The following is a 14,468-nucleotide window of genomic DNA, read 5'->3' on the forward strand; positions in this document are numbered from 1 at the left end:
GTACTGCGGCCAGCTCGTCGATCACCTCCTCATATACCGCCAGGATCTGTGTTGCAACGCTTGGAAGCGTCACCCCCAGTATCCTGGCCGGGTTCTCAGCCTTAAGGCTTGCGTAAACCATGAGAGCCCCCGCCAGCTCGAGAAGCTCGATCCTCCTGGTGTCAATGGATGTTGAGTATTCGAAACCGATCAATTTTAGAATACTGTTTTTAACGTAATCCGGCGGCGCCTTAACAGTGTTCTGCAGTGTTCTAACCAGGTCGGTCAGCATAGGCTTCCCCGAGTCGGTGAAGAAGTCGGCTGCCTGAAGCTTCTCAACAGGCCTCCCCCTGGATATGTTCTTCAACAACTCCTCAACCCTGTCGCGAACCCCTGTGTACCCGGGGATGAACGGGTTGAGGGTTCTGGTGAACGCCTTGGAAAGCCCAACCCTCCTATGCCCCCAAAGCCTGAAGCTCAGCTCGGAAGATATCTCGCCGCCTTCTAGAAGACTGTTCAAAATATTCTTCTCAACCCCTTTGAAGCCCTCTCCCCCCGTGTCAAGCCCCTTGTAAACCCCGGCTGTAACGGCGAGGATCTTGTCCCACTTGTCAACGCCGAAGTACTCGTCCAGCACGCTAACCACTGTACCGGTTAAACCACTATCTCTCGCCGGCTCCAGGACAACCTGGCTTGAGGGTTTAACAGGCTTCAGGTTAAGAAGCAATGCTGGCTCCCCGGGCTCGTCGATTATTCTCTTCAAGTCAAAACTTACCTTAACATCGTAGCCATGCTGGGAAAGGTTTTTCAAAAGAATGGCTGAGGCGAGCAAGGAGTCAATGTCACTGCTGGGGATTATCCTGAAGCTCTTCTCGCGCTGTATAAAGTTTATGAGCACTTCCCTGCCCAAGCCACTGCACCAGCTGTTTAAATATTGTGCTTGATTAATAATAAGGATTAGGCTTCGGGACAAGGGTGGGATGGAAAAAAAGACCTAGAGCTGAAGGGCAGGTTTTGATTTAACCTTGAAGCGGTATTTCCAGTAGCTCCTCGTAGGTTTTAAGGCTGAACACCTTGATCAGCCCGGGAGAGATAGTGTATAGCTCACCGCCAACGTATACTGTGCGGACGCAGGACTGGTGCGGCAGTACGGCGTCAACCCTTAACTCATCACTGCTATACTTGATCACGAGGGCTCCGCTTGACATGCCGCCCCCGCCGTAGCTTGCGAAGGGTATTAAAACAAGCTGTCTCTCAGGGTGCACGGTGACAGCGTGGTGGTCGTATAGGGCTTGCGACCACGTCGACGGAAGGTTGATCTTGAATATCTCGCTCATGTTAACAGGGTCTGTAACGTTGAACAGTGATATTTTAAGCCACCCATCCTCAACCCCTATGCCGAGGAGCCTGCCAGGGCTTAACGGGTGGAGGTATTCGCTGAACCCGGGTATTTTGAGGAAGCCTATAACGGACGGGTTGTCCGGGTCTGAAACATCTATTGCGAACAACGGGTCTACCTGCCTGAAGGTTACGAGGAAGAAGATGCTACCGATCAGTCTCGCAGAGTATATTCTCTCACCGGGGGCTAGATTTCTCAGGGACCCAACCACGCTGAGGCTGTTCAAGTCTACGATGAACACGCTGTTGTCCATCATAGTGTTGCTCCAGCCCACGTAGAGGGCGCCTGTCGTGTTTTTAAACGAGGATTCAGTTATCCCCTGGTTCTCATAGTATATTGTGTATACAACGGGGAGGAAGTCAGCCGTAACCGTGTAATTGGTCTCTGTTGTAGCGGTGATGAAGAATTCTCCAGCCTCCTCCATGGCGAACTGGTCTAGCAGTAATCCTGGGATAGTGAAGGATCCTTTCAACCTTATTGAGAGACCGTTAACGGTGAAAACATGGAACGTTGTCTCATCTCTCCTAGGCTCCGCGTTAACCCTGGAGACAGCCTCGTCGAGAAGCCTCCTTCTAGCGTTATCGCTTAGGCCTGACAAGTACTTGTTAATCTTCTCGTAAGCCCTATCAACCAATCCCTGGTTCAGCAGGTTTAAAACCTCACCCTTCTGCTCAGGAGGCATGTGCTCAGCGATCGCTTCAAGCACCATGGCGTAGGCCTCAGCGAGCCATAATGGCTTCTCGCAGGCGATGTAGAGATTGCTGAGAGACATGTAGAGCCAGCCGCCGCTCCTAATAAGGAAGGTGTAGGTCGTGTAGGCGAGTTCCTCGAGATCGACTACGAGTATTACAACGTATGCATCAGGATGCTGATCCACTACTGCAAGGGTTTCAAGGGGCACGGGCTTCCCGTTCACGTAGGGGATGACGGGCTCGTATATGTTGGTGTTCGCTACAAGGTACAGGTAGTTGTCGAGAAGCCTTGAGCTGAGCATGTACCCTGTCACGGAAACCTTCCCGAGGAGCACGGGGTTTTCAGGGTTTGTGAGGTTGTAGAAGTAAACAATCAGCTTGGGTGCTCCAATAGGCGGTGCTAAATACTGAACCGTTTCCACGCCCTCATAGTAGTATCCGTAGGATTCGGCGAGAACAACAAGCTTCTCCTTGTAAAGGAACAATCCCCTAACGCCTGTCTCAAAAGCGATCACAGACTCGACAGCCTTTTCCAAAGTGCTTACTACGAAAACCTTGTTCCCTGAGACAACAACCACGAGCTCCCCGTTGGTTTTTACAATATCAGGCTCGTCAACCCCTTCAACCTGAACGTTGGTTTTAGAGGCAGGCTGGGACCCCGCACCACCGCCCGACTCCTCTCTCATCGCTATTAACGGCCCGTAAAGCGGCCCCGGGTACCACTTGTTCACGGCTAAAACCTTCTCCAAGAAGTCTGCTAGCTCGTCATAGCTGCTGAACTTTTTCAACCCTTCAAGATTGTACGTAGGGGGTGCTCCCCCTGGGATTTGAGTCGTAGTTGTGGTGAAACCCCCTTCGCTTAGGAATCCTGTCATCAACGGGGGTATGGAAGCACCGACCAACACTGCTGCGAGCGCAAGGGTTATGAAAACATGTTTTCTCAAATCAACCACCTGTTTACCATTAATGCTTACGGCTTGATAACTCCATGGTTTGAACACTTGTGTTCAGGTTTTAGAACAATCCTGGTTGAGAGATCGCTTATAATGGATGAATCAGTAATTAATTGTTGAATGGGCGCGGGTTAATGGATTCAAGTAGCGAGGACTTGAGCGGCACAGCGCTGAGAATATATGTTTACCTTTTAGAGTCGCGGGAGCCCAGGGGTGTCAGGGATGTTGCGAGAGCTCTTAACGTACCTGTCAGCAGCGTCTTCTACCATTTGAAAAGGCTTGAGGAGCTGGGCGTGATCACCCGGGCCCGCGAGGGCTACGTGATCGCTAAGGCATTACCCCTGGAAGGCTATGTTATCCTCTGGAGAAGGCTCATCCCCAGGCTACTCATATATTCAATGTTCTTCCTAGGCATTGCCATAGGGCAGTCATACTTGATTGTTGCGGCCCGGAGGGCGAGCCCTGAAAGCATTGTAGCGTTGATCACGAGCATAGCGGCTTTCACGATCCTCCTTGTCGAAGGATTAATCATGAGGCACAGGCTCAGGGCTGGTTAACGATTCGTGGAGGGTAATTATATTTAAACGTTAGGATAAGGCTCTAGGGGGTGTGCTGATGAGCCTGCGAGGGGATACTGAGAGTTTGAGAAGGCTCCTGGAGGAGAAAGGCGTCTGGCACAGGCTGTACGAGTTCCCAGAGCATACTGCAACAGTTGAGGCAGCTGTTAAGCAGCTAGGCGTGGATCCAGGCAGGATTGTTAAAACGCTCGTGCTGGTTGACGAGGAGGGTAAGCCCCTGGCGGCAATCATCCCTGGCAATAAGAGGTTGAGCCTCGACAAGCTTTCAAGCATTACTGGTAGAAAGCTCAGGCTGGCCAGGGCGAGAGAGGTTGAAAAGGCGACGGGATACCCTGTTGGAGCGGTCCCGCCCGTTGGGCACGGTTTGAAAACCTATGTCGACAGGGAGGTGTTGAACAGGGAGACGGTGATCGGGGGCGGTGGTAGCACTCACTCCCTTATAGAGTTGAAGACCAGGGATCTACTGGCTCTAACCCAGCCCGTCGTCTCCGATATTGCCGAGTAGTCTTCGCTGAAAAACGTTTTATCCATGGAGGCATAATATATTATGTGGGGTGTTGAGCATGTATCAGGATTCTGAGCTTGAAAAGCTTAAGGAGAAGCTTAACGAAATGCTAGCCCTCTCCGAGGAGCTCCAGCTGTTCATGAAGTTCGTTGAGACAGCTGAATCCAGCAGGGCCCTCGACAAGAAGACAAAGGAGCTTATCTCGCTCGCCATAGGAGTAGTCATCAGGTGCGAGCCATGCATCATGTGGCACATGGAGGAGTGCTACAAGGCTGGTGCGAGCTTTGAGGAAGTGCTCGACGCTTTGAAAACAGCAGTGGTCATGGGAGGCGGCCCGGCATTAGCGTATGGTGTTAAAGCCTACGAACTCGCGAAGAAATACTACGGAAGGTAGTGCTCAACGCATTTACGAGGCCTCCCCGAGAATTCACGCTTTATTGACTAGTACTCAACCAGGTAGATGGTTATACACTTCATTAAAATATTAAGGCTGGTATGGAGTAAGGTGTTGTGCTTGCAGAAGGCCAAGGTACTAACTGCTGTAACTCTAGCTTTGATCCTCACAGCATCGATCACTGTTATTGCAAGCCGGGATTACATCATGGATTTCAGCGACAGCCTCGGGGACAGTAAGTAAGCACTTGGATTCACGGACATATTAGCTGTCGGATACGGGTTTAACGGAACGCACGTAGGCTTTAACATAACCGTTACCGGCAATATCCCCCTCCCCTCTGAAGCTACCTACTTCTACGGAGTGTTGGTAGATAGCGATAATGATTCTTCAACAGGTCTTGAACACAGGACAGGTATCGGGGCAGACTACCTTTTGGAAGCATATATCGATGGCACCACCGTGTCGAGCCCGGTTGTTAAGCTATACAAGTATGTAGGTGGCGGCTCAACATGGGATTGGGAGGAGGCGGGTAGTGCGGAGGTATCAGCTAGTGTTTATGCTAAAACAGTATTAAACGACACGTTAGAGGTTGTGGTCGGCAAGAACTACTTAATCCCGCTCGCCGGGGGAATAAGCTTCACAGTCTACATTAGCAACGACACTGTGAGATGTGATTACGTCTCCGTGAAACCGGGCAGTGGAGGGCCTGTCCCCATCCCGGAGCCTGCTTTACTGGTGGTTGCACCTGTGATAGTAGTTGTTTCAGCGATTCTCCTGTTATTCACCAGGGATAGGTTGTAGTTTATCAATCATCGAGGCCTGGGCAAGTATTTGAGGTCTTTAACAACCTGCTTCTCACAACCGCTTTATCAGTGACAACATTGTAAGACTTGAAAAACCCTGCCGATCGAAACCGAGACTAGAAGCGATGAGAAAAGACTGAGGGAAGATGTTTCGAGGTAAAGCATTCCTGCACACGTTGTGAAAGCTTTGTCTTAACGATTCTTAAACGAGTGGTTAAGACCTCGCGCTCAAGCCTGCCTGCTCTCGAAATATATTCTCTCCTCGCAACTGTCCGCGTATGGTCTTATATGCTCGTAGTTTCTCTCGAAAACCAGCTTAGGGTTCAGTTTTTTAAGCACGTACTTGCAGACGGGTTCCGAGACTATTCTACAGGAAACCCTTGTGTCAACCCTTAATCTCTGCGAGAGCTCGAGTATTGGGCAGGGATTCCTACACCTTGTCACCAGCTCGTTATCGCTTAGCCTGACAATCTCCACGTGCTTTTCATCCAGCATTAAGAAGTTGAGGTAGAATAGTTTGAGAACATCGCTCATTGATGAAGCCTTGCGGGGTCTCAGAAGCCATAGCACAGCGTATGCTTGGAAAACATTTCTAGCAAGGTTTAAAACAATCCTTGCAAGCAACTCGGGTTTAGACAGGTAGTGTTCACCTATTCTACCGAACAGGTTGTGTTAAATATTTTAAGGTTTGGGGAGAAATAAGATAATACACTACCCTGCATGATCGAGGTGGCTTCTACGTCTGACTCCCGCGAGTATTCGGAGATCGAGAAGTACCTTTACTATCCCGAAACCGAGGAGCGAAGGCTCTACAACGTGGGCTTCCTCAAGATAATAGCCGTAGCCCTAGTGCTCGCGAGCGTTGTAGGTGTTTTCGCCGCGGCACGGTACTCGCCCATCCCGGTTGTAAGGATCAGCGATGTCCAGGGCAACGTGTTAATGAACTACGCGACATTTTACGTTGAAGGCGTTGTCGTGGAACCTCCTCGAGTGGATTACTCAGGAGGGAAGCTGAGGATTACGGTAACCGTTAACGATAACTCAACACCTGTGAGCCTATCAGTCTACGCTTACGACCCTCTAGCATCCGAGATGATCAAGGCTCGGAAAATACCTTTCATAGGGGACAGGGTGAGGCTTCTCGTCCAGTTGAGGGTGAGGGAGGATTACGCATACGCTTACCTCCAGGATCTGAGAGGTGTTGAAATACTTGAGAGACCCGGGAGCGGTGATGGAAAGGTTTACGTGGACTCGCTAGACGGCATCCCCGAGTACTCGTATGTTTGCGCACAGGGCTTGGTTAAAAGCCCCCGCAATGTTTCATCGGGACTGCTCTTCGACGTTGCAACCTCTAGGGATACTGTGACGGTTCTAATACCAACAATAATAAGCCATGTCTACGGGGATGACGCTGCCCCGGTTTTATCAGCCATCTCAGCCGGGGGAGTCCCCGTGGACGTCTGCGGAGTGGTCTACTACTATAGGGGTACTTCACCAGAGATCGTTGTCCGCGAGCTCGAGGATGTTAATATAGGAGTGGTACCCGTGGCTGAAACAGTGAGCTTCGGAGACCTGGTGTTTAACACAGCCCTCTACGAGGGGCAGACGGTTAGGACGCAGGCAAGATTCGTAGGAGTCTACTGCGAGGCTTTCGACGACCCGTGCAGGCTTGTCTTCGAGGATGTGGAGGGCCAGGGTATTACGGGAGACATTATGATGCCTAAGGCTCTCATGGCAACCGCCATAGACCCGTGGAGCGTGGGCTCCGGCACAGTGTTCAACTTAGCCGTTAACGTAATCAACTCAACGTACATGGTCGCGTATGCTGCAGACCCAGTGGAGGTTGCACCCCCGTTTGAAACCAGCAGTGTTGAGGAAGCCCTCTCGCAGGAGAGGGGCAGGATTATCGTTCTGAGAAACGTGACCGTCTCGTCATCAAGCACGACAAGCGGTGGTAGCTGGAGGATTTACGTGAGCGATCCATCAGGCTACAACATACTCGTGTTTGTGCCGTCGACAGTGGCTAATTCGATGGGGTTTGAAATCCCGGCGAAGGGCACTTACATCTCGGTCGCCGGCTACAGGCATGTCTACGGTAGCACGGACGAGATCGTTGTCTACACTGTGAACGGGGTTACCGTTGAGACAGCCCCGCCACCGCCGCCTCCGCAACCCCCTGCCTTCATCGAAATAGACATTAGGAGTGTGCCAGGCTACGTTGGCTCCAACGTCTCGTTCACAGGCCTCTTCTACGCGATACGCTACGACAGCTCCCAGAGAATATACTATGTCGAGGTGAGGTCGAGCGATGAGGGCTTCTCGGTCAATGTTTCCATGAACAGGACGCAGCTTATATCCTTCCTTGACCCGGCCACGGTGGGTTGGAAATCGCTCATAAGGATCAACGGCACTGTTAAGTCAGATAGCCTTGTCGAGTACGTGTACGGTGAAGTGGTCGAGCTCAGGAATCCGTTGACAGTTACTGTTCAGGAAGCCCTGGCACAGCCTTTAGGCAGGCCCCTGGTAGTGCTCAACGCCACCGTGGTGGGCTCCAGGGTTTTATCAGGAAACAACTGGGAGATCAACATAACTGATCCAACAGGCGCTGTTATAACAGTGTTCATACCTTCTTCAACCGTCAGCGATCTCGGAATGTCCTCACCACCGTCTAACGGATCACTGGTCAAGGTCGCAGGTTACAGGGATGTCTACGGTGGTAAGCAGGAGATCGTGGTGATCTCAAGGAACGGTTTCGTAGTTCTCGGGTAGGTGCAGGATTATGGAGGCTTTAATCAACCCTGTGGAAGTCTTGACATGGGGTTTAACGGGCACGTTCCTCGGCCTACTGCTGTCGTGGATACCGGGTCTCCACATCTTCAACCTCCTAGTCCTAGTGTTCGCCCTGGCCCCGGGGTTCATAACCTCCAACATCTACGCTCTCCCATATTTCGCCCTCGGCGCTGTAGTAGGGTTCTCGTTCGCCAGCTCCATTGCTTCAACATATCTCAGTGTTTCAGACGAGTCAATGATGCTTATGCTTTTCCCGTCGCAGAGGTATCTGCTAGCGGGTAGGGGTCACAGGGCTGTGCTGCTCTACCTGATCGGCGCGTTGACAGGGGCGGTTTTCCTCGCAGTGTTCATGGCAACAATCGGCGTTTACGCAATGCCCGTGATATATAATCTTTTCAGCCCATACTACTGGTTCATCCTGCTGGCAATAATTGTCTTTATGTTCATGAGCGAGTACCCTAAGGAAGCCGACCATGGGAGGACGCCTAGGGAGAAGCTGTGGCTTGCTTGGAGGCAGGTTCTAGGCGGGGTACTAGTGTTCTTCGCATCAGGCATACTGGGCTTCATAGCTTCATACTCGGGTCTTCTAAGGATTGAAGCAGCGTACGCTAGGCTAACACCCTTGTTCATAGGCTTCTTCGGCTTCCCATGGGTTCTGAGAAACCTTATCTCCAGGAGGAGCATTCCCAGGCAGGATACGAGGGATGTTGTGGAGACAGCTCCAGGCGCCGTCGTAAATGGGAGTGCATCCGGGATAATAGGGGGAGGGATAGCCGCATTCTTCCCAATAATAACAGGGGGGATGGGAGCGCTGGTTGGGGGGCACATGGCGAGTAGCAGGGGCGACGACACCTTCCTGATCAGCCAGGGAGCTGCTAGAACAGTATACTACACGGGCGCCCTCTTCTTCCTCTTCCACCCAACCATGAGGATAACCAGGGGCTCGGTTGCATGGCTTGTGGGAGGGGTTTACACGCCTAAGACATGGGCCGAGTTCTACGCTGGAGCAGCCTTCATCATCCTAGCAGCAGCCGTCTCCTTCGTAATCACCCTGTACTTGTCAAAAGCCGTGGCACGCCTTTTAACCAGGATCAGCTACGTCTACATATCCGCTGCCACCCTAGTGTTCCTCATAAGCCTCGTCTACTACTTGACAGGTCCCGTGGGCCTGGTTTTAATGCTTGCGGCAACAAGCGTTGGCTTCGCGGCAATGGTCTTCAACACGAGGCTGAGCTACTGCCTAGGCTCCCTAATCCTCCCCGTTCTCGCAAACACCATGGGGTTCGCCGGCTTTTTCCTTGAACTGCTCGGGCTTGGTGGTTGAGGATGAGAGGGTGGACGCACTACTTGTCCGGATTAGCCATGGCAATGTTCTTCCCGCCCCTGCTCTCAGACCTTGTCAAAGGAGTCATGTGGCCGGTTCTAGCAGGGGTTTCAGCATACCTGCCGGACTTCCTGGATTTCAAGTTCAAGAAGTTTCTGTGGAGAGTGGACTACCTTGTGGATCCCGCCCCGAGGGATCCGTTGAGAAAACTCTCCCCCAGGAGGATAAGGGTTAGCGAGCTCTCCCAGGGCTTGAGATGGAGGCTTTACTATCTTGAGGGAAGGGTTGAGGATATGCTGGAGGAGAGGGAGGGTTATGCGAGGTTTAAGCTAGCGGATGATACAGGCTCGGTGATCGTGGTCGCTAGGGACGGGGATTACGAAAAGCTTAGGAGAATGCTCGGGTCAAGCATTCAGGAGCTGGCGGCATCAGGTAAGACGGTGAGGATACCGGGCTACCTGGAGGTGGACGAGAACGGCGCCATATACTGGAATGTCGCGGATGCTCCCCACTCTCAGTATGTTGCCGAGGCTGTTGCGAGAGCTATTGACGAGGCTTACGAGACCGGGAGGATGGTAACTGTTAAAATACATAATATAAGGATGCCGGGGGACTTCTACAGGAGGTTCCTAATCCAGTACGACTCCAAGAACAGGAGGATAATCGTTCACATGGGCCCGCTGGTCTCCACTGGAGGCTTACCCCTCGAGGGGACAGAGCCCCCTGAGTACAGGAGGATAGGGGTTGCGGAGACGAAGCATGCTTTCAGGAAGGTCTACGTTAGGCCAACAGTGATAGATGCTTTCTCAGGCCCCGAGATAGGTTATGAGAAAGTGGGGGATGTTGTGGAAGAAGTGTTTATACCGTGGCACAGGGGTTTCTCCCACAGCTTAACGGCGAGCGTGGTGATCGGCGGGATCATAGGGCTTGCAACCCTGGCACTAGGCTACGCTAACTGGTTCTACCTCGCAGTAGCGTCAATGTTGGGCCACGCGATGCATGTACTGGAAGACCAGCTGGGCTTCATGGGCTCGGTCCTATTCCCGCCGTTGACGAAGAGGAGGATACCTGGGCTGATGCTGGGGCCGAGCAGGCAGGGCTTGATAAACTTCGCGACAAACTGGCTGATGCTAGCGCTGGCTGCTTGGAACGTGAACAGGTTCATGCCCGAGATCTCTCCCGGCATGCCCAAGCCGATAGAGCTGTCCAACACTCTCCCCGTTACACCAGCGGCAGGGGATGCCCTGCTACTCCTCCTACTAGCACTCCCAGCCATCGCGATCTACGCGTGGGGCGTGCTGGATAGGAGAAGGTTCCTCATAAAGCAGAAGGAGAGGCTTGAGGAGGAGAAGGCTAAAGAGGCTGTTGAGGAAGCTTACGAGGAGGTTGGAGGATACTAGGCACCATAGCCAATACTACGTAGTCAACTCCTCCCATTATCATGCAGCATTTTTTAAAACCCCATGATGATGGAAGGGATTCAGTTGCTTGTGAAACACTAGCTTAAACAATGGATTCGAAGAGGGATTTTCAACGAGACTGTGGTCAATACATCCGAAATACCTGGATAGGATAGGGCTGGTAGCACTGTGGGGGGAGGGCTTGCTAGCAAGACGTGTTCTCCAGGGATTGACCAAGGGTTACAGAAACCACCCCCAGCTTGCAAGGTTTAAGAAGTATGAGAAACCCCTGGACCTGATCGACGCATACCTCTACCAGGTCTACCTGGAAGCTTGCGCGAGAGGCTACAGGTTCAGCCTTTCAAAGATCAGGGTGGTCGAGCTCCATGAAGCAGTAGAGGTAACCCGTGGACAGCTCATTTACGAGTTCAACCACTTAATTAGAAAGCTTGAGAAACGCGACAAGGCCTGGCTTGAAAGAATTAGAGGAGTAGACCCGAGTAGCATTGAAGCCAACCCTGTTTTCAGAGTTGTTGAAGGCGACGTAGAGGAGTGGGAGAAAAGCAATAATAAAAGACTGAAAGACTTCACATAAGAGATTACCGGGTTACTCATTTCAATGGTTTAAAACCGGCATTTTCCAATATCCATCGAATTATGTTAATTGAAAATGAGTAAATAACATTTGTGAAGTGATTGTTTAGACGGGATGAACATGTTAAATGGTATACTCCCGTGTACATGGTTCTGAGCGTTTAAATATCTCTCCATAGTGTAAAAATTGTTTAAGTAGTTGCGAAGAATGCGGTGGTGTATTTGAGTGTCCGGTAAAATATTGATTCTACACGCTTCTCTCAATGTTCTCGGAGGCGGGGAGTTGCTTGTACTTAGGCTCTCGCAGGCGTTGATAGAGCAGGGTTTCGACGTTGAAATATGGACTCAGACTCCTGTTGAAGATGAGAAGATTAAGGACTTGTACGGCAACGTAATCCCTACGAGGTTGAGTGTTAGAAAGAATAGGTTGGCACAGCTCATAGAAAAGATGTCCCGCGGCAGGTTTGAAAGGCTTCGCAGGCTTCTATTCTATTTAAAAGAGATAGATGAAGCTATGAGTGAAGCCGACCTCGTAATTGACACACAGAGCAATGTTCCCTCCGGGGCGGACGTGTCATACATTAATTATCCCGCGGTTCTTCCGCCCAGGGATAAGGCTGGCCTTCAATGGGATGCTTACAATGGACTGGTTAACCTAGTGGCTAAAAGGTTGTCAAAACATACTGGCAGGGTTATAGCCAATTCTACCTGGACCGCGTGCATGGTTTACAAGGCATATAATGTGGTCCCGGACATTATCTACCCGCCCGTGGATGTTGAGTATTTCAGGGAGGTTTCAGGGAATGCGGAGCGAGAGAAGCTTGTTGTCACCGTTAGCAGGATTGTTTATGAGAAAAACCTTGACAAAATACTAGTTGAGGTAGCTAAGCAGTTACCGGATTACGAGTTTGTTATAGCAGGGACCACCACTGAGGGGTCTGCGTCGGTTTTTGAAAAACTGAAAGCATTAAGAGATGAGTTGAAATTAACGAATGTGGAGTTCAAGCCAGACATTCCTAGGTATGAGTTGCGGGAACTGCTTGGTAGGGCAATGTTCTATCTTCATCCGCCTTTCCCAGAACACTTTGGGATATCGGTTGTTGAAGCAATGTCAGCCGGTGCTATCCCAATAGTGTATAAGGATGGAGGTGCATGGTATGACGTGGTTAGCAAGGTTTCTAGCATGCTCGGCTATAGCAGTATAAGTGAGGTCCCAAGCATTATAAAATCAATAGAGGATGACAAGGAATTATATAGCAAGCTAAAGGAGAAGGGCATTGAGAACTCCATTATTTTCAGCTATGATAATTTTAGGAAGAGCATTGTAGATAAAGTGAATTACATATTGAGAGTTAAGAAGCTGGCACAGGAGCTGTGACATTTGAAGATATGCATTTACGGCACAGTATTCAATAACGTCCGCACCATAGAGGAGAGTGTGGAGTCTGTTTGGAGGCCGGAGCACGATATCGTGATCGTGGATAATTACTCCACTGATGGAACATGGGAGAAGCTTTTAGAGCTTAGAAAAGATTACAATCTTAAGCTTTATCGATACCAATGTACTAGGGGATTAGGTAGGCACATAGCACTCTATAAATGTCCAGAAAATTCTACGACTGCATGGTTCGATCTGGATACGGTATATACTCCGGCTTATCATAAAGCGATAGAGTATGCTGTGGAAACAAAGCAGGTTGTGAACGCCGGAGGACTATTGATAGTCAGACGAGAGCTTGCTCTCGGCAAAGGGGGTTGGCGGGATCTGAACTATGGCGAGGATGTGGAGTTTGTTTCAAAAATAGGATTTCATATACACCTACCTATTGTTTCAGGTTTCAACGAGATTGCATCAGCTTACATGACTAAGCGCGAGAGAAGGTACGGTGGGTTGAAGAGAGTCGTGAAGGGAACCCTAGACGAGTTGAGAGGTAGCGCTCCTTCAATATATCGATTGATAGTAAGCAGAAGTAAAAGACTAGCGATCTTCTACGTTCCAGCTAGGTTATTAGGGTTTTACAGGAACCGGAGACCTGATAATTTAACATGGATTGATTTAACCACCCTTACCAAGGCTGTCCCTTTAAGAGAGGCTGGTATAGATGAGAAATTCTTTCAATTTGGGGCTACACTCACTTTGATAAACTTAGTGAAGGGTGGTGAAAAAGCAATTGATGAAAAAGCTTTAAGCCTTGTTTCAGGGAGTCTGTGGAAGTTTCGTCTCAAGACTCGCAATGTCCGGGTCTTATATTACAATACTCCACAGCTTATTGATAAATCGCTTATTCCATTGGTAGTTAATGTGACAGTGTTGAAGTAGCGGACGAACCCTTCCTACCTTAAAGAGTAATTCAAGTGTTGATGCCTGATTAGTTATTTAGCTTTTCTTAAACTTAAGGATGAGTTAGAAGCTTTAATTTTTCGCAACCACTATAACCGGGATTACCTTGGATGTATAAGATTAGAAGTTTAAGTGTTTGAAATGTAGGAGGGGTTTGGTGAATAATGAAACTTAGGGTTTGGTCGGGGAAGCCTCTTCATAATCTCCCGGGTAAACAATAATAAGTAAGAACCGAAAAACATTAGAGTAGCGACTCAGTACGAGAATCCTGGTTTTCCACCCTCTTTTAGAAGTAGGCGGGGGGAAGAGAAGCTATAGGTGGAGATGCATAAGGCATTTCTTGAGCTAGGTTTTGAATCGAAGCTGATCACAATTGTCGTAGGTAAGGAAAGATTTAAAAGAACTATCGAGTTGATGACACAAGGTTTCAACCCTGCCATCGAACTCCACGAAGCTCCTTTAATGAGTAAGATTATTAACAAAGCCACCATGGACTTCACTCGTGGAAGGCTTGTAAGGTTAAGGGGCCTGCTAACCCGATACCTGCTAGTTAAGGTTGAAAGAAAGCAAGGTGAATTATTTGTTGATACGGTTCCCTATCTTCCATATCCATTGGATATAGTGCATGTCCATGTCCCCTCGTGCTTCCTTATGCTGACACAGGGTTGGCGAGGAAAACCTATAACTGGCTTGTGAGAAGGGTGGCTTAGTCC

Annotated in this window: 15 protein-coding genes; 12 read left to right on the plus strand and 3 right to left on the minus strand. The window is 50.0% G+C overall.

Annotated features, from left to right (window positions below):
* Together AC3OH0_RS06640 and AC3OH0_RS06645 are read right to left on the minus strand one after the other, a co-directional pair.
* The coding region (locus AC3OH0_RS06640) for a hypothetical protein (protein WP_498345223.1) at positions 1 to 889 on the minus strand (889 nt) is incomplete at its 3' end.
* A 109-nt stretch (positions 890 to 998) separates the two neighbouring features.
* Positions 999 to 3,014 (minus strand): beta-propeller domain-containing protein, encoded by a 2,016-nt coding sequence (locus AC3OH0_RS06645; protein ID WP_498345224.1) that lies wholly within the window; start codon positions 3,012 to 3,014, stop codon positions 999 to 1,001.
* A gap of 143 nt (positions 3,015 to 3,157) precedes the next feature.
* Here AC3OH0_RS06645 and AC3OH0_RS06650 point away from each other — a divergent pair, with 143 nt between their 5' ends.
* From AC3OH0_RS06650 to AC3OH0_RS06670, 5 genes are all read left to right on the plus strand, one after another.
* Entirely contained in the window at positions 3,158 to 3,580 is a 423-nt protein-coding gene (locus AC3OH0_RS06650; RefSeq protein ID WP_498345225.1) for a helix-turn-helix domain-containing protein, read from the plus strand.
* 58 nt (positions 3,581 to 3,638) lie between these two features.
* Positions 3,639 to 4,106: an aminoacyl-tRNA deacylase gene (locus AC3OH0_RS06655; RefSeq protein WP_498345226.1), complete on the plus strand. Its 468-nt coding sequence runs from the start codon at positions 3,639 to 3,641 to the stop codon at positions 4,104 to 4,106.
* Between the two features lie 58 nt (positions 4,107 to 4,164).
* Positions 4,165 to 4,500 carry a carboxymuconolactone decarboxylase family protein gene (locus tag AC3OH0_RS06660; protein ID WP_498345227.1) on the plus strand — a complete coding sequence of 112 codons (336 nt, stop codon included), beginning with the start codon at positions 4,165 to 4,167 and terminating at the stop codon, positions 4,498 to 4,500.
* A gap of 120 nt (positions 4,501 to 4,620) precedes the next feature.
* The gene (locus tag AC3OH0_RS06665) at positions 4,621 to 4,743 is read left to right on the plus strand and encodes a hypothetical protein (RefSeq protein ID WP_498345228.1); all 123 of its coding nucleotides are present in this window, start codon (positions 4,621 to 4,623) and stop codon (positions 4,741 to 4,743) included.
* Positions 4,744 to 4,866: 123 nt separating this feature from the next.
* Complete coding sequence (locus AC3OH0_RS06670) at positions 4,867 to 5,304, plus strand: hypothetical protein (RefSeq protein ID WP_498345229.1); 438 nt, start codon at positions 4,867 to 4,869, stop codon at positions 5,302 to 5,304.
* Positions 5,305 to 5,534: 230 nt separating this feature from the next.
* Here AC3OH0_RS06670 and AC3OH0_RS06675 read toward each other — a convergent pair whose 3' ends face one another.
* Entirely contained in the window at positions 5,535 to 5,930 is a 396-nt protein-coding gene (locus AC3OH0_RS06675; protein WP_498345230.1) for a hypothetical protein, read from the minus strand.
* Between the two features lie 105 nt (positions 5,931 to 6,035).
* On the opposite strand from AC3OH0_RS06675, the gene AC3OH0_RS06680 reads away from it, so the two are divergent.
* From AC3OH0_RS06680 to AC3OH0_RS06710, 7 genes are all read left to right on the plus strand, one after another.
* Positions 6,036 to 8,075: a hypothetical protein gene (locus AC3OH0_RS06680; RefSeq protein WP_498345231.1), complete on the plus strand. Its 2,040-nt coding sequence runs from the start codon at positions 6,036 to 6,038 to the stop codon at positions 8,073 to 8,075.
* 10 nt (positions 8,076 to 8,085) lie between these two features.
* Positions 8,086 to 9,420: a tripartite tricarboxylate transporter permease gene (locus AC3OH0_RS06685; protein ID WP_498345232.1), complete on the plus strand. Its 1,335-nt coding sequence runs from the start codon at positions 8,086 to 8,088 to the stop codon at positions 9,418 to 9,420.
* 2 nt (positions 9,421 to 9,422) lie between these two features.
* Complete coding sequence (locus AC3OH0_RS06690; protein ID WP_498345233.1) at positions 9,423 to 10,820, plus strand: metal-dependent hydrolase; 1,398 nt, start codon at positions 9,423 to 9,425, stop codon at positions 10,818 to 10,820.
* A 148-nt stretch (positions 10,821 to 10,968) separates the two neighbouring features.
* Positions 10,969 to 11,415: a pyrimidine dimer DNA glycosylase/endonuclease V gene (locus AC3OH0_RS06695; protein WP_498345252.1), complete on the plus strand. Its 447-nt coding sequence runs from the start codon at positions 10,969 to 10,971 to the stop codon at positions 11,413 to 11,415.
* A gap of 225 nt (positions 11,416 to 11,640) precedes the next feature.
* Positions 11,641 to 12,792, plus strand: a complete 1,152-nt coding sequence (locus tag AC3OH0_RS06700) for a glycosyltransferase (RefSeq protein ID WP_498345234.1) — start codon at positions 11,641 to 11,643, stop codon at positions 12,790 to 12,792.
* A 3-nt stretch (positions 12,793 to 12,795) separates the two neighbouring features.
* Positions 12,796 to 13,734: a glycosyltransferase family A protein gene (locus tag AC3OH0_RS06705; RefSeq protein ID WP_193436289.1), complete on the plus strand. Its 939-nt coding sequence runs from the start codon at positions 12,796 to 12,798 to the stop codon at positions 13,732 to 13,734.
* 339 nt (positions 13,735 to 14,073) lie between these two features.
* Complete coding sequence (locus AC3OH0_RS06710) at positions 14,074 to 14,451, plus strand: hypothetical protein (protein WP_193436288.1); 378 nt, start codon at positions 14,074 to 14,076, stop codon at positions 14,449 to 14,451.
* Positions 14,452 to 14,468 lie beyond the last annotated feature (17 nt).

It is taken from the genome of Thermosphaera sp., from assembly GCF_059755995.1.